Here is a 20,924-nt window from a genome sequence, read left to right on the forward strand (position 1 = left end):
GCGGCGGGCGGGCCGGTCCGGCTAGGCGCGGTGGGTGGCGTCGCCGCGCTCGGCGGCGAGGGCGTGCACGGCGTCCGCAAACGCCTCGCCACGCTTGTTGTAGTTGACGAACATGTCCATCGAGGCGCAGGCCGGGGCGAGCAGAACGGTGTCGCCGGGAGCCGCGAGCCGGGCCGCCTCCTCGACGGCCGCGGACATCGCCCCAGTGTCGGTCCGGCCGAGGTCGGCCACCGGGACCTGGGGGGCGTGTCGGGCCAGGGCTTCGCGGACCAGGTGGCGCTCCTTGCCGATGAGCACGGCGCCGCGCAGCCGCTTCGCGGAGGCGGCGACCAGCTCGTCGAACGAGGCTCCCTTGGCGAGCCCGCCGGCGATCCAGACGATCGATTCGTACGCGGCCAACGAGGCTTGTGCCGCATGCGGGTTGGTCGCCTTGGAGTCGTCCACGTACGAGACCCCGGCGACGTCCGCGACGTGCTCGATGCGGTGGGCGTCGGGGCGGAAGTTGCGCAGCCCGTCCCGTACGGCGGCCGGTTCGACGCCGAAGGCGCGGGCCAGGGCGGCGGCCGCGAGGGCGTTGGCGACGTTGTGCGGGGCGGGCGGGTTGACGTCCGCGACCTCGGCCAGTTCCTGGGCGCTCTGCTGCCGGTCCTCGACGAAGGCGCGGTCGACCAGGATGCCGTCCACGACGCCGAGTTCGGAGGGCCGGGGGCTGCCGAGGGTGAAGCCGATCGCGCGGCAGCCCTCCTCGACGTCGGCCTCGCGGACCAGGTCCTCGGTCGCCTTGTCGGCCGCGTTGTAGACGCAGGCGACGCGATTGCCCTCGTAGATCCGGCCCTTGTCCTTGGCGTACGCCTCCATCGAGCCGTGCCAGTCCAGGTGGTCCGGCGCCAGGTTGAGGACCGTGGCCGAGTGGGCGCGGACCGAGGGCGACCAGTGCAGCTGGTAGCTGGAGAGCTCCACGGCGAGTACGTCGTACTGCTCCTCGCCGAGGACCGCGTCCAGGAGCGAGACGCCAATGTTGCCGACGGCCGCGGTGCGCAGGCCCGCCGCCTGAAGGATCGAGGCGAGCATCCGTACGGTCGTGGTCTTGCCGTTGGTGCCGGTGACCGCGAGCCACGGGGCGGCGTCCGGTCCGCGCAGGCGCCAGGCCAGCTCGACGTCGCCCCACACCTCGACGCCCGCCTCGGCCGCTGCTGCGAAGAGCGGCTTGTCGGGCTTCCAGCCGGGGGTCGTGACGATCAGTTCGGTGCCGGGCGGCAGGGTGTCGCCCGCGGCGGAGCCGCTGGTCGATGCAGTACCGAGCCGGACGGTGATCCCGAGTGCCTCCAGCTCGGCGGCCTGCGTACGGGAACGCTCGTCGTCGCCGTCGTTGACGACCGTGACGACCGCGCCGAGGCCGTGCAGGACCTTGGCCGCCGGGATTCCGGAGACGCCGAGCCCGGCGACGGTGACGTGCTTGCCCTGCCAGTCGGTCACTTGGCGGCCGCCCATACTGCGTAGAAGATGCCGAGTCCGACGATCACGCACATGCCCTGGATGATCCAGAACCGGACCACCACAAGGACCTCGGACCAGCCCTTGAGTTCGAAGTGGTGCTGCAAGGGTGCCATCCGGAAGACGCGCTTCCCAGTGAGGCGGAACGAGCCGACCTGGATCACCACGGACATGGTGATGAGGACGAACAGGCCGCCGAGGAGCGCGAGCAGCAGTTCCGTACGCGAGCAGATCGCGAGGCCGGCGAGGGCGCCGCCGAGGGCGAGCGAGCCGGTGTCACCCATGAAGATCTTGGCCGGTGAGGTGTTCCACCACAGGAAGCCGAAGCAGGCACCCATCAACGCCGAGGCCACGATGGCCAGGTCGAGCGGGTCGCGTACCTCGAAACAGGCCGCCGGGTTGGTGAGCGTCACCGCGTTGGCGCAGGACTCCTGGAACTGCCAGACGCCGATGAACGTGTACGCGCCGAAGACCATCACGGAGGCGCCGGTGGCGAGGCCGTCCAGGCCGTCCGTGAGGTTCACGCCGTTCGACATGGCCAGGATCATGAAGAGCGCCCAGACCACGAAGAGCACCGGGCCGATCGACCAGCCGAAGTCGGTGACGAAGGACAGCCGCGTGGAGGCCGGAGTGTTGCCGCGTACGTCCGCGAACTGCAGCGCGAGGACCGCGAAGGTGATGCCGACGATCAGCTGTCCGGCCATCTTCGCCTTGGCCCGGAGCCCGAGCGAACGCCGCTTGATGATCTTGATGTAGTCGTCGAGGAAGCCGACCAGGCCCATGCCCGCCATCAGGAAGAGCACCAGAAGCCCGGAGAAGGTGGTCTCCGCGCCGGTGAGCAGCTTGGTCAGGAAGTACGCGAGGATCGTCGCCAGGATGAAGGCGATACCACCCATGGTCGGCGTACCGCGCTTGCTGGCGTGCTCGCGCGGGCCGTCGTCCCGGATGTACTGGCCATAGCCCTTCTTGGCCAGGAGCTTGATCAGCAGCGGGGTGCCGACCAGGGTCAGGAAGAGTCCGATGACACCCGAGAAGAGGATCTGCCTCATCGGCCGGAGACCTCACCCTCGATGAGCGCGAACGCGACCTTCTCCAGGCCCACCGACCTGGAGGCCTTCACGAGCACGACGTCTCCCGGGCGCAGCTCGCTGCGCAGCAGGTCGACCGCCGCCTGTGCGTCGGACACGTGCACCGACTCCTCACCCCACGAACCCTCGTTGTATGCGCCCAGCTGCAGCCAGGACGCTTCCCTGCCCCCGACCGCGACGAGCTTGCTCACATTGAGCCGGACGGCCAGGCGTCCGACCGCGTCGTGCTCGGCCAGCGCCTCGTCCCCCAGCTCGGCCATCTGCCCGAGCACCGCCCACGTGCGGCGCCCCCTACCCATGGCAGCGAGCGCGCGCAGTGCGGCTCGCATGGACTCGGGGTTCGCGTTGTAGGCGTCGTTGACGACCGTCACGCCGTCCGGGCGCTCGGTGACCTCCATCCGCCAGCGGGACAGGTTGCCCGCCTCGGAGAGCGCGACCGCGATCTCCTCGGCTGACATCCCGAGTCGGTGGGCGACGGCGGCCGCGGCAAGCGCGTTCGACACGTGGTGCTCACCGTACAGGCGCAAGGTCACGTCACTGCACCCGGAGGGTGTGCGCAGCGTGAAGGACGGCTGTCCCTGGTCGGTGAGCCGGACATTCTCGGCGCGTACGTCGGCTTCTTCGGACTCGCCGAAGAACAGCACCGGCGCCTTCGTCCGCGAGGCCATCGCGCGTACGAGCGGGTCGTCGGCGTTGAGGATCGCGGTGCCGTCCTCCGGCAGGGCCTCGACCAGCTCGCCCTTGGCCTGGGCGATCTGCTCGCGGCCGCCGAACTCGCCGATGTGGGCGGAGCCGACGTTCAGCACGACGCCGATCTTCGGCGGGGTGAGGCCGGTGAGGTACCGGATGTGGCCGATGCCGCGGGCGCCCATTTCGAGGACGAGGTGGCGGGTCTCCTCGGTGGCGGTGAGCGCGGTGAGCGGCAGGCCGATCTCGTTGTTGAGGGAGCCCGGGGTCCAGACCGTGGGGGCCCTGCGCTGCAGGAGCTGGGCGATCAGGTCCTTGGTGGAGGTCTTGCCGGCGGAGCCGGTGAGGGCGACGAGGGTGGTGCCGAGCCGGGCGACGACGGCGCGGGCGAGGGCGCCCAGCGCCTTCTCGACGTCGTCGACCACGATCGCGGGCACACCCACGGGCCGGGTGGCGAGCACGGCGGCCGCCCCCGACTCGATGGCGCGCTCGGCGTAGTCGTGGCCGTCGACCTGTTCACCGACGAAGGCGGCGAACAGGCCGCCGGGCTCGACCTTGCGGGAGTCGATCACCACGGAGCCGGTGACCTGACGGTCGCCGTCCGGTATGTCGTACGGCTGTCCGCCGACGACGGAGGCGATCTCGGCGAGGGAGAGGGCGATCACTGCGTCATCCCTGGGTGTTCTGAGTGGCGTTGCGGCGGCTGTGCTCGATGGCGGCGCGCAGCACGTCACGGTCGTCGAAGGGGCGGACCACTCCGTTGATGTCCTGGCCCTGCTCGTGGCCCTTGCCGGCGACGAGGACGGTGTCCCCGGGGCGGGCGCGGTGCACGGCCGAGGCGATCGCGGCGGCCCGGTCCTCGAACACCTGGACGTCGCCGCGCTCGTGCACCGGCACCTCGGCGGCACCGGCGATCATCGTGGCGAGGATGGAGAGGGGGTCCTCGGAGCGGGGGTTGTCCGAGGTGAGGACGGCGGTGTCGGCGAGCCGGGCGGCGGCGGCGCCCATCGGGCCGCGCTTGGTCTGGTCGCGGTCGCCGCCGCAGCCGAGCACGATGTGCAGCTTGCCCTCGGTGACCTTGCGCAGGGCGCGGAGCACGGACTCGACGGCGTCGGTCTTGTGGGCGTAGTCCACGACCGCGAGGTACGGCTGCCCGGCGTCCACCCGCTCCAGGCGGCCCGGCACCCCGGGGACGGCCGCGATGCCGTCGGCCGCGGTCTGCGGGTCGATGCCGGAGGCGGCGAGGGCGACGATCGCGGCGAGGGTGTTGGCCACGTTGAAGGGCCCGGCGAGCGGCGACTTCGCGGCGATCCGCTCGCCCTTGGGGCCGACGACGGTGAACGTCGAGTCCATCGGGCCGACTTCGACGTCCTCGGCGCGCCACTCGGCGTCCGGGTGGCCCTCGGCGGAGAACGTGATGACCGGGACGGTGGCCTCGGTCACCAGCCTGCGGCCGTACTCGTCGTCGAAGTTGACGACGCCGAGCCGGGAGCGTTTGGGCGTGAAGAGCTGCGCCTTGGCCCGGAAGTAGTCCTCCATGTCGGAGTGGAACTCCATGTGCTCCGGGCTGAGGTTGTTGAAGACGGCGACGTCGAAGACGCAGCCGTCGACCCGGCCGAGCACCAGGGCGTGGCTGGAGACCTCCATGGCCACCGAGTCGACGCCGCGCTCGCGCATCACCGCGAACAGCGCCTGCAGATCGGTGGCTTCGGGGGTGGTGCGCTCCGACTTGATGCGCTCGTCCCCGACCCGCATCTCGACGGTGCCGATCAGCCCGGACTTGTGCCCGGCGGCCTTGAGCCCGCCCTCGACGAGGTACGCGGTGGTGGTCTTGCCCGACGTGCCGGTGATGCCGATCTGCAGCAGGCCGGCGCCGGGGCGGCCGTAGATGGTGGCGGCCAGCTCGCCCATGCGGCCGCGCGGGTCGCCCACGACGAGCACCGGCAGCTCGGTCGCCGTGGCCCGGTCCATGCCGGCCAGATCCGTGAGGATCGCGGCGGCACCGAGGTCGGCGGCCTGCGCGGCGAAGTCGGCGCCGTGGACGCGGGCACCGGGGAGCGCGGCGTAGACGTCGCCGGGGCGCACGGCACGGGAGTCGTGCGTGATGCCCGTGATCTCCGCGGTTCCGGGTACGTCGACACCCAGCTGCTCGGCGAGGGTCGCGAGGGTGCTCGCGGAGACCTGCTCCGGCCGCGGCGGTCCCGGATATGTCACGGGAACGCCCTTCTGGGTGGTTTGGGACTGATCAGCGTGTGGCACGGCGGTGAGCGTACCCGGCGCACCCGGCGAGGCGCGAAATGGGCCGTCCTCGGGTGCGGGGCGGGGGTTCTGGTTCCCGGAGTCGGGGGTGATCGTTGTCACGGGGCTACCTGTTCAGTGGGGCGGATCAGTCTTTCGGGTCGAACGTGACCGGAAGGCCGGGGGCCTTGCTGCCGGAGGGCGGCACCTGAAGGGTCTTGAGCGCGAACTCCATGACCGTCTTGTAGATCGGCGCACAGATCTGGCCACCGAAGTAGCTGCCCTTGGTCGGGTTCTGAACGGCGCAGTAAACCGCGATCCGCGGCTTGTCGGCGGGCGCGAATCCGGCGAAGGACGCGGTGTAGCCCTTGTAGCGGCCGGTCTTCGGGTCGACGCGGTTGGCCGTGCCGGTCTTGCCCGCCACGCGGTAGCCGTCGATCTTCGCCTTGGTGCCGGTGCCCTCGTCGTCGTCCACGACCGACTGCAGCATTTCGGACAGGGTCTTGGCGGTCTTCTCGCTCACGACCCGCTCCTTCTTCGGCTCGGGCGCCGGCGTGAACCGGCCATCGGGCCCCTTGGACCCGCGGATCAGCGTGGGCTCCACGCGTACGCCGCCGTTGGCCACCGTCGAGTACACGGAGGTGGCCTGCACGGCGTTGAGCGCGAAGCCCTGGCCGAACGGGATCGTGTACTGCTGCGAGGTCGACCAGTCCTCCGGCTTGGCGAGGATGCCCGCGGTCTCGCCGGGGAACCCGAGCCCGGTCGGCCGGCCGATGCCGAACTTGCGGAGGTACGAGTAGAGGACCTTGTTGGCCTCCGGCTGGGTCTTGCCCAGCTGCTGCGTGGCGAGGATCGTGCCGATGTTGCTGGACTTGGCGAGCACTCCGTTGAGCGTCAGGTACCAGGTGGGGTGGTCGACGTCGTCCTTGAAGAGCCGGTCGCCGCGGTGCAGCCGGTTCGGCACCGTGACATGGGTGCCGGGTGTGGCCGCGTTCTCCTCCAGGACGGCCGCCATCGAGATCAGCTTGGTGGTGGAGCCCGGCTCGTACGCGTCGCGCAGGGCGGCGTTGCCGAGGGCCTGCGGGTCGGCCTCGGCGAGGTTGCCCGGGTCGAAGCCGGGGGCGTTGGCCAGGGCTAGCAGCTCCCCGGTCTTCGTGTCCTGGACGACGACGTAGCCGCGGTCGGCCTTGGACTTCTCGACCTGCTCGGCGATGGCCTTCTGGGCGACGTACTGGATGTCGCGGTCGATGGTCAGCTCGATGTCGGAGCCGGGCGTCGCGGGGTTCTCGTCGCCGCCCGCCGTGGGGACGCGCCGGCCGCCGGACTGCGCGTAGGTGATCTTGCCGTCCTTGCCCGCGAGTTCCTCGTTCAGCTGGGCCTCGATGCCGCCGCCGCCCTTGCCGTCGGCGTTGACCCAGCCCAGCGTTCCGGCGGCGAGGTCGCCGTTCGGGTAGAGGCGCTTGCTGCTCGGCTCCTGGAAGACACCGGCGAGGACGCTGCCCTTGTCGGCCTCGTCCGCCTTCTCCTGGAAGGTGTTCTTCAGGTCCTTGATCTGCTTCCAGACCTCGGGGGTCTGACGGCGGGCGAGCAGGGCGTACCGGCTGTCGGGCTTCCTCAGCTTGCGGGCGATGTCGGCGGCGTCCCGGTCGATGATCGGCGCGAGCAGCGCGGCGGCCTGCTCCGGCGCGTCCCTCACGTCGGTCGCCTCGGCCGTGAACATCGACGGGTCGGCGGTGATGTCGTACGCGTCCACGCTGATCGCCAGCTCGGCGCCGTTGCGGTCGGTGATGCCGCCGCGCTCGGCGGTCAGGGTGTGGCTGAAATAGCGGTTCTTCGCGGCCTTCGCCGCGTACGCGCTCGCGTCCACGGCCTGCACCTGCAACAGCCGTACGACGAAGGCGATCATCACCAGGGCCAGGGCCACACTGATCAGCCGGAGCCGGGGCCGGGGGCTGCCGAGGCGGATAGTGCGGGGCCGGGGGGCGGCGGGGCGCGGCCGGCGGGCGGCGGGGCGGGCGCCGGGGGCGGGGCGTCGCGGGGTGGTGCCGGAGCGGCCCGGCTCGGCCGGTCCCGGCACCCGGCGTCGTGGGGGCTGCCTGTCGGTCACGGCATCACCTTGCGGCGGTCGAAGGAGTGGGCTCCGCCCCGGTCCGCGCGCCGGACGAGGGGCTCGGCGGCTGCGCGGCGGGCGAACCGGAGGGCTTGGCTCCGCCGCTCGGCGTGCCTGAGGGCTTCGGGCTGCCGCCCGGCGAACCGGAGGGCTTCGGGCTCCCGCCCGGCGAACCGGAGGGCGGCGAACCGGAGGGCGGCGGCGTGGAGTTGGCGGTACGGGGCGGCGGCTTGCTCGCGGCGGACGGTTCGGCGGTGGCCGGGTCCGTGGTGCCGTGCACCTTGCCCTCCGGGTCGAGGAAGGCGGGGTTGCCGCCGGGGACCATGCCCAGCTCGCGGGCGCGCCGCTCCAGGTTGCCGGGCGCGGAGTAGCCGTCGACCTCACGCTGGAGCTGCTGCTGCCTGTCGGTGAGCTCGGTGGTCTCCTTCTTCAGCTTGCTGAGCCGGAACGACCCTTGGTTGAGCGAGGAGTTGAGCAGCAGCAGCGCGATCAGGCCGCCGCCGAGCAGCACGACGACCAGCAGTACGAACGGGGTGCGGGCCGCGGTGGCCGGCCCGGCGGGGAGCAGCCGGGCGAGCCGCGCGGCCCTGCCCCGCATCTGCGGTCGTGCGCTCATGCGAAGCCCTCCCCACTGCGCCGCGTCACGCGATGTCCTCCCGGATGCGCTGCGCCCCGCGCAGCCGCGCGGGCGCGGCCCTGCGATTCTCGGCCACCTCTTCCTCGGTGGGAAGTTCGGCACCGCGCGTGAGGAGCTTGAGCCGCGGCTGGTAGCGCTCGGGCACGACCGGAAGGCCGGGCGGCGCGGTGTTGGCCGCACCGGCCGCCAACACCTGCTTGACGAGCCGGTCTTCGAGCGAGTGGTACGAGAGGACGGCGATCCGCCCGCCGACCGCGAGCGCCTTCACGGCCGCCGGGATCGCCCGTTCCAGTACGGAGAGTTCACCGTTGACCTCGATCCGCAGCGCCTGGAACGTGCGCTTCGCGGGGTTGCCGCCGGTGCGCTTGGCGGCCTGCGGCAGCGCGTCCCGGATGAGTTCGACGAGCCGCGCGCTGTTGCTGAACGGCTCCTTCTCGCGCTCCCGCACGATCGCCGAGACGATCCGCTTGGCCTGCTTCTCCTCGCCGTACGCCCGCAGGATGCGCACGAGTTCGCCCGCCGGGTACGTGTTGAGCACCTCGGCGGCGCTCATCCCGGCCGTCTGGTCCATGCGCATGTCGAGCGGGGCATCCTGCGCGTACGCGAACCCGCGGTCCGCCTCGTCGAGTTGCATGGAGGAGACGCCGAGGTCGAAGAGGACGCCCTGGACGGCGGGGATCTCCAGGCGCCGCAGTACGTCCGGGAGTTCGTCGTAGACCGCGTGCACCAGGGTGGCCCGGTCGCCGTACGGGGCGAGCCGCTCGCCGGAGAGGCGCAGCGCCTCCTTGTCCCGGTCGAGGGCGACGAGCCGGGCCTCGGGGAAGCGGGTGAGCAGCGCCTCGCTGTGCCCGCCGAGGCCGAGCGTGCAGTCGACGACCACGGCTCCGGGCTGTGTCAGGGCCGGGGCCAACAGGTCCAGGCACCGCTGGAGCATCACCGGGACGTGTCGGCTCTCGCTCAAAACACCCTCTCAAGTAGAGCGCGGCCGCACACGCACTGCCGGGTCCCCGCCCGCTCGAAGGGGAACGGCCCGCCTGGCGCCGGGGAAGGGGCGTCAGCCGACCGGGAGCGGGAGGAGGCCGAGCCGTACGTGCGCACCGCGCGCGGGGAAATCCGTAAGGAATCTCCGGGAAACCAGTCAAGGAGGGAGGGTTGTCCGCCTCCCGCTTCGCGTCACTTTAGTCCACGCTGTCCCGCGGTCAATCTCCGGCCACGCGCGCGCTGTGCGCGTCGTACGGGAGCCCCCTGGAGGCCTTCCGGGAGCCCTCCGGGGGCGCTTCGGGGCCGCTTCGGGGCCACTGCGGGGCCACTGCGGGGCCACTGCGGGAGCCTGCTCACCCGTACGGACGCGGCCTGTGCGGGTCTGTGCGTTCCCTCACAACAACGGCATAAGGCGTTCTTTGTCCCCTCCCACAGCGGGCCCGCGCGTGCGGTGCGGACTACCGTCGTACGCATGTCGACAGCCTCAGTTCCCGCAGACCCCGCCGGCCGCATTGCGCACGCGTCCGCCGAAGGTACAGTCACCGACCGCCTCGTCGAGGCGAACCAGCGGTACGCCTCCGCCTTCACCGACCCGGGCATGGACGCCCGGCCCGTCCTCAACGTCGCCGTCGTGGCCTGCATGGACGCCCGGCTCGACCTGCACGACGCCCTCGGGCTCGAACTCGGCGACTGCCACACGATCCGCAACGCGGGCGGCGTGGTCACCGACGACGTGATCCGGTCCCTGACCATCAGCCAGCGCGCGCTCGGCACCCGCAGCGTCGTCCTGATCCACCACACCGGCTGCGGTCTGCTCAGCCTCACCGAGGACTTCCGGCACGAGCTGGAGGACGAGGTGGGCCAGCGTCCGGCGTGGGCGGTGGAGGCCTTCCGCGACGTCGACCAGGACGTGCGCCAGTCCATGGCGCGGGTGCGCACCTCGCCGTTCCTGCTGCACCGCGAGGACGTGCGCGGCTTCGTCTTCGACGTGAAGACCGGCCTGCTGCGGGAGATCGACCCGGCGTAACGGTCCGCCCCTTCTCTGTGTTCACGGCTCCGCCGGGTGCTGTCCAGGCCCGGCGGAGCGCTGCGTTCCGGGCAGGTCCAGAGAGAAATCAGCCGTACTCATATCCCAAAAGGCCGCAAGGCCCGACATATCGCCGCCAGTTATCCACAGGCAAGTGACACGACCCGGTAACGGCAACAAGAATGCGTGTGTGGCATCCCGCGGACGCTTCCGCGAGCGGTGCCGTGATTCGGGGAGGGCCGTGTCGCACCGAGACACCGGCCTTGAGAACGGGCCGAGGAGGGCCGGGTGACGACCTATGAAGATCGAGCGAGCCTCACTGACCTGACCACGACCGCGGAGCGGGTCCGCAGGTCGGTGGAGGGTGTGATCGAGGGCAAGCCGGAGGTCGTACGGCTCTCGCTGACCGTGCTCCTCGCCGAGGGGCACCTCCTGATCGAGGACGTCCCCGGCGTGGGCAAGACCATGCTCGCCAAGACCCTCGCGCGGTCCATCGACTGCTCGGTGCGCCGCATCCAGTTCACGCCGGACCTGCTGCCCTCGGACATCACCGGGGTGTCGATCTTCGACCAGCAGGAGCGGGACTTCGAGTTCAAGCCGGGCGCGATCTTCGCCCAGATCGTCATCGGCGACGAGATCAACCGCGCCTCCCCCAAGACCCAGTCCGCGCTCCTGGAGTCCATGGAGGAGCGCCAGGTCACGATCGACGGGAAGAGCTACGAGCTGCCCGACCCGTTCATGGTCGTGGCCACGCAGAACCCGGTCGAGATGGAGGGCACGTACCCCCTCCCCGAGGCCCAGCGGGACCGCTTCATGGCCCGCGTCTCCATCGGGTACCCGAGCGCCGAGGCCGAGCTGCAGATGCTCGACGTGCACGGTGCGGTCTCGCCCCTGGACGACCTGCAGCCGGTGGCGCACGCCCACGACATCGTCAAGCTGATCGAGGCGGTGCGCACGGTCCACGTCGCGGAGCCGGTGCGGCGTTACGCGGTCGACCTGGTCGCCGCGACGCGTACGCACCCCGACCTGCGGCTCGGCGCATCGCCGCGCGCCACCCTGCACCTGTTGCGCGCCGCGAAGGCCGCCGCCGCCCTGAACGGCCGGGAGTTCGCGCTGCCGGACGACGTCCAGTCGCTCGCCGTCCCCGTCCTCGCCCACCGCCTGCTGCCCACGGCCCAGGCCCAGTTGAACCGCCGTACGGCCGAGCAGGTCGTCCTGGAGATCCTGCAGCGCACGCCGGTGCCCGCCGCCCCCGCACCGGCCTCCGGGTACCCGGGCCAGCTGCCGGGTGCCAACGCCTACGGCCGGCAGCCGCCCGGCGCCCGGAGGCTGTGATGGCGGTCGGGGGGCCGCCGCCGCAGACCGGTCAGGCGGACGCGGACGACGACCGGGGCAGCCTGCGCACCGCGTTCGCCGGGCTGACCACCCGCGGCCGCTCCTTCCTCGCCGCCGGCATCGCCGCGGCGGCGTGTGCGTACGTCCTGGGCCAGGGCGACCTGCTGCGCGTCGGGCTGCTGCTCGCCGTGCTGCCGCTGCTCTGCACGCTGGTGCTGTACCGCACGCGCTATCGCGTCGCGGGCTCGCGCCGCCTGACGCCCGCGCGCGTGCCCGCGGGCTCCGAGTCCCGAGTGCACCTGCGCATGGACAACGTGTCGCGGCTGCCCACCGGACTCCTGATGCTGCAGGACCGGGTGCCCTATGTGCTCGGCCCGCGGCCCCGGTTCGTGCTCGACCGGGTGGAGGCGGGCGGCCGCCGCGAGGTGTCCTACCGCGTCCGCTCCGACCTGCGCGGACGCTACCCGCTTGGGCCGCTGCAGCTGCGCCTGTCCGACCCGTTCGGCATGTGCGAGCTGACCCGCTCCTTCAGCGCGTACGACACCCTGACGGTCGTCCCGCGCGTGACGCCGCTGCCCGCGGTCCGCCTCTCCGGCGAGGCCGCCGGGTACGGCGACGGCCGCCAGCGCGCGCTCGCCCTCGCCGGCGAGGACGACGTGATCCCGCGCGGGTACCGGTACGGCGACGACCTGCGCCGCGTCCACTGGCGCTCCACCGCGCGGTACGGCGAGCTGATGGTGCGCCGCGAGGAGCAGCCGCAGCGCGCCCGCTGCACGGTGCTGCTCGACACCCGCCGCGCGGCCCACGAGGGCGCCGGACCCGACTCGCCCTTCGAGTGGGCGGTCTCCGGCACGGCCTCCGCCGTGGTGCACATGCTCGAACGCGGCTACGGCGTCCGCCTGTTGACCGACACCGGCGCGTCCGTGCCGGGCGAGGGCCCCGACGGCTTCGCGGGCCCCGGCCTGGAGTCGGCCGACGCGGCCGGGCTGATGATGGACACCCTCGCGGTGGTCGACCACTCGGACGGCACGGACCTGTCGCGCGCGTACGAGGTGCTGCGCGGCGGGAACGAGGGCCTGCTCGTCGCCTTCCTCGGCGACCTGGACGCGGCGCAGGCCGCCGTGGCCGCGCGGATGCGGCAGCGCAGCGGCGGGGCCGTCGCGTTCGTCCTGGACGGCCGGGCGTGGACGCGCACACCGGGCGGCGGTCCGTCCGGCCCGTTCGAGGAGCGGCTGCGGCAGTTGCGCGAGGCGGGCTGGACGGCGATCGGGGTGCCGCCCGGCGCGGACCTGGCGCAGCTGTGGCGCGAGGCGGACCGGCACAGCGCGGGCGCGGGCTCCGTCGCGGGCACGACTCCGGGAGGCTGGTCATGAGCGGGCGCACCCGTCTCGTCCTGTGCGCCACGGCGGCCACGCTGCTCGCGGCCTGCGCGCTGCTGCCGCTGGTCAATTCGATCGCCTGGATCGTGCAGGCGGCGGTCCTGCTCGCCCTGCAGTCGGGCACGGGCGCGCTCGCCCGCCGGGTCCCGCTGGCCCGGCCGCTGACCGTGCTCGCCCAGGCCGTGGTGACGCTGCTGCTGCTCACGCTGGTCTTCGCGAGCGGTTATGCGATCGCCGGGTTCCTGCCCGGCCCGGACGCCTTCGGCCGTTTCGCCGCGCTGCTGCAGGCCGGAGCCCAGGACGTGGGGCAGTACGCGATCCCGGCGCCGCTCTCCGACGGCATCCGGCTGATGCTGGTCGGCGGGGTCCTGGTGATCGGCCTCGCGGTGGACGCGCTCGCGGTGACGTTCCGCAGTGCGGCCCCGGCCGGGCTGCCGCTGCTCGCGCTGTACTCGGTCGCGGCGGGGCTGTCGGACGGCGGGGCGGGCTGGGTGTGGTTCGTCCTGGCCGCCGCGGGCTATCTGCTGCTGCTCCTGGCGGAGGGCCGGGACCGGCTCTCCGCGTGGGGCCGGGTGTTCGGCGGCGCCGCCCGCAGGCCGGGCGGCCTAACCTCCGGCCTGGAGCCGAGCGGCACGGGCGCGGTGGCCCCGGTCCGTACGGGCCGGCGCATCGGTGTGGTCGCCCTCGGCGTCGCCCTGCTGGTGCCCGCGGCCCTGCCGGCCCTGGACGGCGGCCTGTTCGACCCGGCGCGCGGCGGTGGCGGCACCGGCCCCGGCGGCGGCACGATCTCCGCGGTGAACCCGCTGGTCTCGCTGCAGAACAGCCTGAACCAGCCGACCGACCGCGAGGTCATCTCGTACCGCACCAACTCCGAGCAGACGCAGGACATGTATCTGCGGATCGTGGCCCTCGACCAGTTCGACGGGAGGTCCTGGAAGCCGGCCGAGCGCGCCATCACGGATGTGCCGAACCGCCTCCCGGTCCCCGGCGGCCTCAGCTCGGAGGTGCGCACGACCGAGGTGCAGACGAACATCTCGGCGGCGGACTGGTACCAGCAGAACTGGCTGCCGATGCCCTTCCCGGCCACGCAGGTCAGCATCGAGGGCCGCTGGCGGTACGAGCCGGTGGGCCGCACCCTCGTCGGCGACCGCGGCCAGAACACCGGCGGCAGGCAGTACGAGGTGAGGAGCCTCGTCGTGCAGCCCACCGCCGAGCAGCTGGCCGAGGCTCCGGCGCCGGACGCGACGCTCGCGCGCGAGTTCACCTCCGTACCGGACTCGCTGCCCGCGGACGTGTACGCGACGGCGCGGAAGGTGACGCGGGGCTCGTCCAACGACTACGAGCGCGCGGTGAAGCTCCAGGACTGGTTCACGACCGAGGGCGGCTTCACGTACGACACGGAGGTGCAGGCGGGCAGCGGGGTGGCGGCGATCAGCCGGTTCCTGAAGCAGAAGGAGGGCTTCTGCGTCCACTTCTCCTTCTCGATGGCGGCGATGGCCCGCACGCTCGGCATACCGGCCCGCGTGGCGGTCGGCTTCACTCCGGGCGCTCCGCAGTCCGACGGCACGATGTCGGTCGGCCTGCGCGATGCGCACGCCTGGCCCGAGCTGTATTTCGAGGGGGTCGGCTGGACCCGTTTCGAGCCGACGCCGACGCGCGGTTCGACGCCCGATTACACCCGGCAGGACGTGCCCGCGCCGGAGGCGAGCGACAGTGCGGCGCCGGCGCCTTCGGCCTCGGACACGCCGTCCGAGGACCCGTCGTCGGCGCCGTCGGAGGGCTGTGGCCGGGACCAGCGGCTGCTCGGCGAGTGCGGGGCGGCGCAGGCCCAGGGCGGTGCGGACGGCGGCGCCGACGGCACGCCGGTGTGGTCGGTCGTGGCGGTGTCGGTCGGTGCGCTGCTGCTTGTGGCGCTGCCGCTGCTGCCGTGGCTGTGGCGGACCCGGGTGCGCGCGGTGCGGCTAGGCGCCCGGGGTCGTACGGGGGCGGACGCGGCGGCGCGGACGCTGGCGGTCTGGCGCGAGGTCACGGACCTGGCCTGGGACTACGGCATCCTGCCGGACGAGTCGCTGACGCCGCGCAAGGCGGCGGAGCGCATCGTCCGCGTCGGGCATCTGGGGGGTGAGCCGGCGGCGGAGTCGGCCCTGCGGGTGGCCTCGGCGGTGGAGCAGGTGCTGTACGCGCCGCACCCGCGTCCGGCGGCGGGCCTGGCCGAGGACGTGCAGCGGCTGCGGGCGGGGCTGCGTACGGGCCTGAGCCGCGCGAGCCGGGCCCGGGCGGTGCTCGCGCCGCGTTCGGCTGTCCGTGTGGCCTGGGCGTTCAGTGCCCGTCGGCGGGCGCTGACCCGGCGTCTGCTGGTGAACGGCCGGGGCGAGAGCCGCCTGGACCGCTGGTCAGCGGCGGTACGCCGACCGGGACACCGGCAGGGCTGATCGCCCCGGCAACGGCCGGGCGCGCGAGAGTCCCGGCGAGCTGGGGCATCCGGGGGGGCCGGTCCTGGCAAGCGCGGGCATGTGGAACAGGCATGCGAAAGGGGTGCGCGCCCAGGCGTGCACCCCTTCAGCCAAGCTGTTCAGCGCGGACTCAGCGGCCCTCTTCGTCTCGACGACGCTGCCATCGCTGCTCGATCCGGTCCATCATCGAGCGGCGCTGTTTGCCCTGGCGGCGAGTGGTCTGGCCGGGCGCCTCACCGGGAGCGGCCTGCTCCCCTGGCTTGGGCGCCTTGCGCCAACCGGTGACAGCGAGAACGGCGCAGCCGAGCATCACGAGGAAGCCCACGACGCTGATCCAGATCTGCTGCGCGACCATGCCGGTCATGAGGAGCGCGATACCCACCAGGAAGCCGGCAACAGCCTGGTAGACCCGTCGACGGGTGTGTGTACGCAGCCCGCTTCCCTCAAGCGCTGTCGCGAACTTGGGATCTTCGGCGTACAGCGCTCGCTCCATTTGCTCGAGCATTCGCTGCTCGTGCTCCGAGAGCGGCACGGAGTCCTCCTCATCGTGCAGTCGCCGGGGCGACCGGGGGTCCCCTTCAGGATAGGCAGGGAATCGCCCCCGTGAAACCCGCCCCTCTACGCCAATTCGCCTTCCGGGCCCGTCATGGGAGGTCCGGCCGTGCTGAAGCAGGCATTCCCCAGCGGCCGATCCGTCATGCCGGACGGTCTCCCTCGATCATACGGGGCGAAGCGCCCGATCGGGGGTCCTGTGGCGTACTCCATCTGCGGCTGCGGTGCTGATCAGCGCCGCGCGTCATGCGGCGGCCTTCTCGGCGAGCACGTGCAGCTGCGTGGCCACCGAGTGAAACGCGGGCTGTTCCGCGGCGGCGGCCTCAAGCTTGAGGAGGGCGTCGAGCGCCCCCGGCTCGGTGTCGACGAGCACGCCGGGGACGAGGTCCGCGAAGACCCGTACGCCGTGCACCGCGCCGATGCGCAGGCCGCAGTCGGTGACGAGGCCGGTGAGCTGCTCCGCGGTGAAGCGGCGCGGCACCGGGTCGCCCTCGCCCCAGCGGCCGTCCGGGTCGGTGAGCGCCTCGTGGGCCTCGGTGAAGTGGCCGGCGAGGGCCCGGGCGAGCACGGCGCCGCCGAGGCCCGCGGCGAGCAGGCTGAGCGCGCCGGTCTCGCGCAGGGCGCCGACGACGTTGCGCACGCCTTCGGCCGCGTCGTCCACGTACTCCAGGACGCCGTGGCACAGCACCACGTCGTACTCGCCGCGGCCGACCACGTCGAACAGGCCGTGGGCGTCGCCCTGGACGCCGCGGACCTGGTCGGCGACACCGGCCTCGGCGGCCCTGCGCTCCAGGGCGAACAGGGCGTTGGGGCTGGGGTCGACGACGGTGACGCGGTGCCCGAGGCGGGCCACGGGCACCGCGAAGTTGCCGCTGCCGCCGCCGGTGTCCAGGACGTCGAGCGAAGCGCGTCCCGTCGCCTTGGCCTGACGGTCCAGGGCGTCCTTCAGGACCTCCCAGACCACGGCGGTACGGAGAGAAGCGCGGGGGCGCATCGGGTCCGACACGGCAGTTGACTCCTCGGCGCGCGGCACCGCCTCTTTGTCGGCGGAGCGATGGGGTGAATCACCCGGCCTCGCGTGGTACGCAAAGCGCAGGTGGTCCCACCCTATTGCCTCCTGACCGGTCTCCTGTCATCCGCCTGGGACGGCTCCGCCGCCGGACGGTCCTGGCGTGGCTGGGGCAGGGCCGGCTGGAGGACCAGCATGCGTTCGACGAGGCGCAGGAACATGGCCACGTCGCGCAGCAGGTCGTCGGCGTCGCGGGTGGTCGCGGCGCCCTGGATGCCCGCCTCGGCGCGGGCCCGGCGGCGGGCGCCGGAGGCGAACAGGGCGCTCCACTCGGTGAGTTCGGGCGCTATTTCGGGGAGCACTTCCCAGGCGCTCCTGATGCGCCGGCGCTTGCGCGGGTCGGTCTCGGGGCGGCCGCGGGCCGCGAGGACGGCGGCGGCGGTGCGCAGGGCGGCGAGGTGGGCGGCTGCGTAGCGCTCATTGGGGGTTTCCAGGGTGACCGCGTCGTCGAGCCCGGTGCGGGCCTGGCCCAGCAGGTCGAGTGCGGCCGGCGGGGCCGTCGCCCGGCGCAGCACGGGGTGGATGTCGCTCGCCGGACCGTTCAGTGAGGGGGCAGGGCCGGCGGTGGCGCGACGCCGGCGTGCGGCGGCTGCGGAAGAACTGGCCATGACGAACCTCCTGTCGTCGTATGACGGCGCATGAGGAGCCGTATGACCCCATCGTGAGGTACGCCACTGACAATCGGCTCTGACCTGCGATTTCGGCTCGACCGGGGGTTCGGGTACGGGAGTTGGGGAGGGGCGGCCGCCACGCTTGCGGGCGGACCCTGCATACTGTTCTGCACTGACCAGTCAGTTCAAAAGAGCGTCAGAGACGTTCGTCTGCGAAGTTCGCCTGCGAAGTTCGCCTGCGAAGTTCGCCAGAGAGTTCACGAGGGGGAAGGTCTGTGGAGAGCCCACACGGGGCACCCCGCGGCATATCCGTCACGGCCGAGGACTTCGGCCTGAGAGGCCCGCGCGGCTGGGCGTTCCGCGGTGTCCGGATCGACGCGGAGCCCGGCGCCCTGATCGCCGTCGAGGGCCCGTCCGGCTCCGGCCGCACCTGCCTGCTGCTCGCCCTCACCGGGCGGATGCGGCCCACGGAGGGGCGCGCGACGATCGGGCGGATGCGCCTGCCCAAGCAGATGGCGGCCGTACGGGGAGTCAGCGCGCTCGGTCCGGCACCGGGGGTGACCGACCTCGACCCGGCGCTGACCGTGCGCGAGCAGATCCATGAACGCGCCCTGCTCCAGCGGCGGTTCGGCGGCTCGCTGCGCTCGCTGCTGCGGCCGCGGTCCGAGCGCCGGGCATCGATGAGACGACATGTCGACCATGCCCTTGCGGCGGCCGGGCTCGACCTGGAGTCGCTGCCCAAGGGCCCCCGTACCTCCGTACGCGACCTGGAGCGGCTGGAGGAGCTGCGGCTCTCCGTGGCGCTCGCGCTGATCGGGGAACCGCGGCTGCTCGGGGTGGACGACGTGGACCTGAAGCTGTCCGACGCCGAACGGGCCGAGGCCTGGGACCTGCTGCGGTCGGTCGCCGAGTCCGGCACCACGGTCGTCGCGGTGTGCAGCGAGGCGCCCGAGGGTGCGGTTGTGGTGTCCACGGCTTCCGCGGGCGACGACGAGGACGAGACCGAGGACGAGACCGAGGCCGAGGCCTTCGCCACCGAAGTGGACCGCGCGGAAGCGGAAGCGGACGACGAGGAATCGGAAACGGACGCCGAGACAGACGAGACAGACGAGACAGACGAGACGGACGAGACGAAGGGGGCGGCGGATGCGTTCGCCGAGACTGGCCGCGCTTGAGCTGAGGCGCTTCGGCAGGGGAAAGCTGCCACGCGCGGCGCTGGTTGCCCTGCTGCTGCTTCCGCTGCTGTACGGAGCGCTCTACTTGTGGTCGTTCTGGGACCCGTACAGCCGCCTGGACCGGATCCCGGTGGCGCTGGTCAACGACGACGAGGGCGCGATCGCGGACGGCAAGAAGATCTCCGCGGGCGACTCGATCACCGAGGGGCTGCACGAAAGCGACACCTTCCAGTGGCACGAGGTGAGCGCAGACGAGGCCCGCAAGGGCGTCGAGGACGGCACGTACTACCTGTCCCTGACCATGCCGAAGGACTTCAGCGAGCGCATCGCGTCCAGCTCGGGGGACGCGCCGGAGACCAGCGCGCTGCAGGTGCGGACGAACGACGCCAACAACTACATCGTCGGGCAGATCTCGCGGACGGTGTTCGCCGAGGTGCGCACCGCGGCCTCCACGGATGCCTCGCGCACCTTCCTCGACAAGATCTTCATCTCGTTCTCCGACATCCACGGCAAGACCAAAAAGGCCGCGGAGGGCGCGGACAAGCTCAAGGAGGGTGCGGGGAAGGCCAAGAAGGGCGCGAAGCAGCTCGCGGACGGCCTCAAGGACGCCAAGGACGGCAGCACCGAACTGTCCGGCGGGATCAAGCGCCTCGACAAGGGCGCCGGTGAACTGGAGCGCGGCGCGGGCCAGGTGGCAGCGGGCACGCAGGCGCTCGCCGACAAGGTGAACGCGGGCGCGGCCAAGGTGCGGCCGTTCCTCAAGGACAACGGTCGGACCATCGGCGATACGGCACGTCTCGTATCGGATTCGGCCGCGGTCGTCCGCCGTCACCTGGACGACCTCGCGGCTGCGGCCCCGGGCGCGGCCACGGAGTCCCGCAAGGCGTCCGAGCGGCTCGACACGGTGTACGCCTCGCTCTGCGAGAACGCGACCCTGCCCGGCCCGCACTGCCCGGCCCTCAAGGACGCCAAGGACGCGGCGGCCACCACGGCCCGCATCGCAGGCGACCTCGACCGGGTCGTCAAGGACTACGACGGCGACATCGCCAAGCTCGACGGTCACCTGGCGAAGCTGCAGAAGCAGGCCGACGACCTGGCCGAGCGGGCGCCGCACCTGGACGAGGACCTGGACGACGCGGTCGCCAAGATCAACAAGCTGAACAGCGGCGCCAAGAAGGTCGCCAAGGGTGCGGTCAGGCTGCACACCGGCCTCGGCACCGCCAAGTCCGGCGCCGTCGACCTGGACAGCGGCGTGGGCCGCCTCAAGACGGGTGCGAACGACCTCAACGGAGGCATGTTCAAGCTCGTCGACGGTTCGGGCGACCTCGCGGGCGGCCTGCACGACGGCGTCGCCAAGATCCCGGACTACGACGAGGAGGACCGGGACGCGCGCACCGAGGTGATGGCCGACCCCGTCCAGCTCGCCTCCCAGTCGCTGCACAAGGCGCCCAACTACGGCACCGGTTTCGCCCCGTACTTCATCCCGCTGTCGTTGTGGGTCGGCGCGATGGTCGCGTACATGCTGATCCAGCCGATGAACCGGCGGGCGCTCGCGGCCGGTGCCTCGGCCTGGCGGATCGCGCTCGCGGGCTGGCTGCCGGTGGCGGCGCTCGGGGCGCTGCAGACGGCCGCCCTGATGTCGGTGCTGCACTGGGGGCTCGGCCTGGAGATGGCGCGGGCGGCGGGCACGGTCGGCTTCCTGCTCCTGGTCACCGGGTGCTTCGCGGCGATCGTGCAGTGGCTGAACGCCCGGTTCGGGGCGGCGGGGCGGATCCTGGTCCTCGCGGTCCTGATGCTGCAGCTGACGTCGGCGGGCGGCACCTATCCGGTGCAGACCAGCCCGGCCTTCTTCAACGCCATCCACCCCTTCCTGCCGATGAGTTACGTCGTGGAGTCGCTGCGCAGGCTGATCAGCGGCGGCGGCCTGGGGCCGGTGTGGCAGGCCTGCGCGGTGCTGCTCGCCTTCACCCTCGGGGCGCTCGCCCTCACCGCGCTGTCCGCGCGGCGCAAGCAGGTGTGGACCCTGGACCGGCTGCACCCGGAACTGAGCCTGTGAGCGCGGCGAGCCGAACCCGACCTGTGAGCACA

The 20,924-nt window shown here is 72.4% G+C and carries 16 protein-coding genes; 6 read left to right on the forward strand and 10 right to left on the reverse strand.

Annotation, left to right across the window (positions count from 1 at the left end; all coding sequences use genetic code 11):
* Positions 1-21 precede the first annotated feature (21 nt).
* Genes murD through rsmH form a run of 7 tightly spaced genes read right to left on the reverse strand, consistent with a single transcriptional unit; the run spans position 22 to position 9,215 of the window.
* Entirely contained in the window at positions 22-1,491 is a 1,470-nt protein-coding gene (gene murD / locus QIS99_RS13055) for a UDP-N-acetylmuramoyl-L-alanine--D-glutamate ligase (protein WP_282513408.1), read from the reverse strand.
* The gene (gene mraY / locus QIS99_RS13060) at positions 1,473-2,543 is read right to left on the reverse strand and encodes a phospho-N-acetylmuramoyl-pentapeptide-transferase (RefSeq protein WP_282513409.1); all 1,071 of its coding nucleotides are present in this window, start codon (positions 2,541-2,543) and stop codon (positions 1,473-1,475) included. Before mraY ends, murD begins: the two co-directional genes overlap by 19 nt.
* Positions 2,540-3,934, reverse strand: a complete 1,395-nt coding sequence (locus QIS99_RS13065) for a UDP-N-acetylmuramoyl-tripeptide--D-alanyl-D-alanine ligase (RefSeq protein ID WP_282513410.1) — start codon at positions 3,932-3,934, stop codon at positions 2,540-2,542. The genes mraY and QIS99_RS13065 overlap by 4 nt, the downstream gene beginning before the upstream one ends.
* A 4-nt stretch (positions 3,935-3,938) precedes the next feature.
* On the reverse strand, positions 3,939-5,630 hold the full coding sequence (locus QIS99_RS13070; protein WP_282513411.1) for a UDP-N-acetylmuramoyl-L-alanyl-D-glutamate--2,6-diaminopimelate ligase: 1,692 nt from the start codon (positions 5,628-5,630) through the stop codon (positions 3,939-3,941).
* Between the two features lie 25 nt (positions 5,631-5,655).
* Positions 5,656-7,614, reverse strand: a complete 1,959-nt coding sequence (locus QIS99_RS13075; protein WP_282513412.1) for a peptidoglycan D,D-transpeptidase FtsI family protein — start codon at positions 7,612-7,614, stop codon at positions 5,656-5,658.
* A gap of 4 nt (positions 7,615-7,618) precedes the next feature.
* Positions 7,619-8,233, reverse strand: coding sequence for a hypothetical protein (locus tag QIS99_RS13080; RefSeq protein WP_282513413.1), 615 nt, complete (start codon positions 8,231-8,233; stop codon positions 7,619-7,621).
* A 25-nt stretch (positions 8,234-8,258) separates the two neighbouring features.
* A complete protein-coding gene (gene rsmH / locus QIS99_RS13085; protein WP_282513414.1) occupies positions 8,259-9,215 on the reverse strand; it encodes a 16S rRNA (cytosine(1402)-N(4))-methyltransferase RsmH in 957 nt (318 codons plus the stop codon).
* A 492-nt stretch (positions 9,216-9,707) separates the two neighbouring features.
* Here rsmH and QIS99_RS13090 point away from each other — a divergent pair, with 492 nt between their 5' ends.
* From QIS99_RS13090 to QIS99_RS13105, 4 genes are all read left to right on the forward strand, one after another.
* Positions 9,708-10,262 carry a beta-class carbonic anhydrase gene (locus tag QIS99_RS13090; protein WP_282513415.1) on the forward strand — a complete coding sequence of 185 codons (555 nt, stop codon included), beginning with the start codon at positions 9,708-9,710 and terminating at the stop codon, positions 10,260-10,262.
* A 288-nt stretch (positions 10,263-10,550) separates the two neighbouring features.
* Positions 10,551-11,597 carry an AAA family ATPase gene (locus QIS99_RS13095; protein ID WP_282513416.1) on the forward strand — a complete coding sequence of 349 codons (1,047 nt, stop codon included), beginning with the start codon at positions 10,551-10,553 and terminating at the stop codon, positions 11,595-11,597.
* Entirely contained in the window at positions 11,597-12,970 is a 1,374-nt protein-coding gene (locus tag QIS99_RS13100) for a DUF58 domain-containing protein (protein WP_282513417.1), read from the forward strand. The genes QIS99_RS13095 and QIS99_RS13100 overlap by 1 nt, the downstream gene beginning before the upstream one ends.
* Positions 12,967-15,408: a transglutaminase TgpA family protein gene (locus tag QIS99_RS13105; protein ID WP_282513418.1), complete on the forward strand. Its 2,442-nt coding sequence runs from the start codon at positions 12,967-12,969 to the stop codon at positions 15,406-15,408. Before QIS99_RS13100 ends, QIS99_RS13105 begins: the two co-directional genes overlap by 4 nt.
* Positions 15,409-15,559: 151 nt before the next feature.
* Here QIS99_RS13105 and QIS99_RS13110 read toward each other — a convergent pair whose 3' ends face one another.
* From QIS99_RS13110 to QIS99_RS13120, 3 genes are all read right to left on the reverse strand, one after another.
* Entirely contained in the window at positions 15,560-15,961 is a 402-nt protein-coding gene (locus tag QIS99_RS13110; protein ID WP_282513419.1) for a DUF3040 domain-containing protein, read from the reverse strand.
* Between the two features lie 264 nt (positions 15,962-16,225).
* A complete protein-coding gene (locus QIS99_RS13115; protein WP_282513420.1) occupies positions 16,226-16,987 on the reverse strand; it encodes a methyltransferase in 762 nt (253 codons plus the stop codon).
* A 101-nt stretch (positions 16,988-17,088) separates the two neighbouring features.
* Positions 17,089-17,658: an SAV_6107 family HEPN domain-containing protein gene (locus QIS99_RS13120; protein ID WP_282513421.1), complete on the reverse strand. Its 570-nt coding sequence runs from the start codon at positions 17,656-17,658 to the stop codon at positions 17,089-17,091.
* Between the two features lie 278 nt (positions 17,659-17,936).
* On the opposite strand from QIS99_RS13120, the gene QIS99_RS13125 reads away from it, so the two are divergent.
* Both QIS99_RS13125 and QIS99_RS13130 read left to right on the forward strand, forming a co-directional pair.
* Positions 17,937-18,836, forward strand: coding sequence for an ATP-binding cassette domain-containing protein (locus QIS99_RS13125; protein ID WP_282513422.1), 900 nt, complete (start codon positions 17,937-17,939; stop codon positions 18,834-18,836).
* Positions 18,808-20,892: a YhgE/Pip domain-containing protein gene (locus QIS99_RS13130; RefSeq protein WP_282513423.1), complete on the forward strand. Its 2,085-nt coding sequence runs from the start codon at positions 18,808-18,810 to the stop codon at positions 20,890-20,892. Before QIS99_RS13125 ends, QIS99_RS13130 begins: the two co-directional genes overlap by 29 nt.
* The last annotated feature ends 32 nt before the right edge of the window (positions 20,893-20,924 follow it).

This window comes from Streptomyces solicavernae (assembly GCF_029968095.1).
In the GTDB taxonomy this organism is placed as follows: Bacteria; Actinomycetota; Actinomycetes; order Streptomycetales; family Streptomycetaceae; genus Streptomyces; species Streptomyces solicavernae.

What these genes read in the sequence shown, in the direction of transcription:
- murD (WP_282513408.1), bottom strand. Translation starts at nt 1,491, where the DNA reads ATGGGCGGCCGCCAAGTGACCGACTGGCAGGGCAAGCACGTCACCGTC.
- mraY (WP_282513409.1), bottom strand. Translation starts at nt 2,543, where the DNA reads ATGAGGCAGATCCTCTTCTCGGGTGTCATCGGACTCTTCCTGACCCTG.
- QIS99_RS13080 (WP_282513413.1), bottom strand. Translation starts at nt 8,233, where the DNA reads ATGAGCGCACGACCGCAGATGCGGGGCAGGGCCGCGCGGCTCGCCCGG.
- QIS99_RS13090 (WP_282513415.1), top strand. Translation starts at nt 9,708, where the DNA reads ATGTCGACAGCCTCAGTTCCCGCAGACCCCGCCGGCCGCATTGCGCAC.
- QIS99_RS13100 (WP_282513417.1), top strand. Translation starts at nt 11,597, where the DNA reads ATGGCGGTCGGGGGGCCGCCGCCGCAGACCGGTCAGGCGGACGCGGAC.
- QIS99_RS13105 (WP_282513418.1), top strand. Translation starts at nt 12,967, where the DNA reads ATGAGCGGGCGCACCCGTCTCGTCCTGTGCGCCACGGCGGCCACGCTG.
- QIS99_RS13120 (WP_282513421.1), bottom strand. Translation starts at nt 17,658, where the DNA reads ATGGCCAGTTCTTCCGCAGCCGCCGCACGCCGGCGTCGCGCCACCGCC.
- QIS99_RS13130 (WP_282513423.1), top strand. Translation starts at nt 18,808, where the DNA reads ATGCGTTCGCCGAGACTGGCCGCGCTTGAGCTGAGGCGCTTCGGCAGG.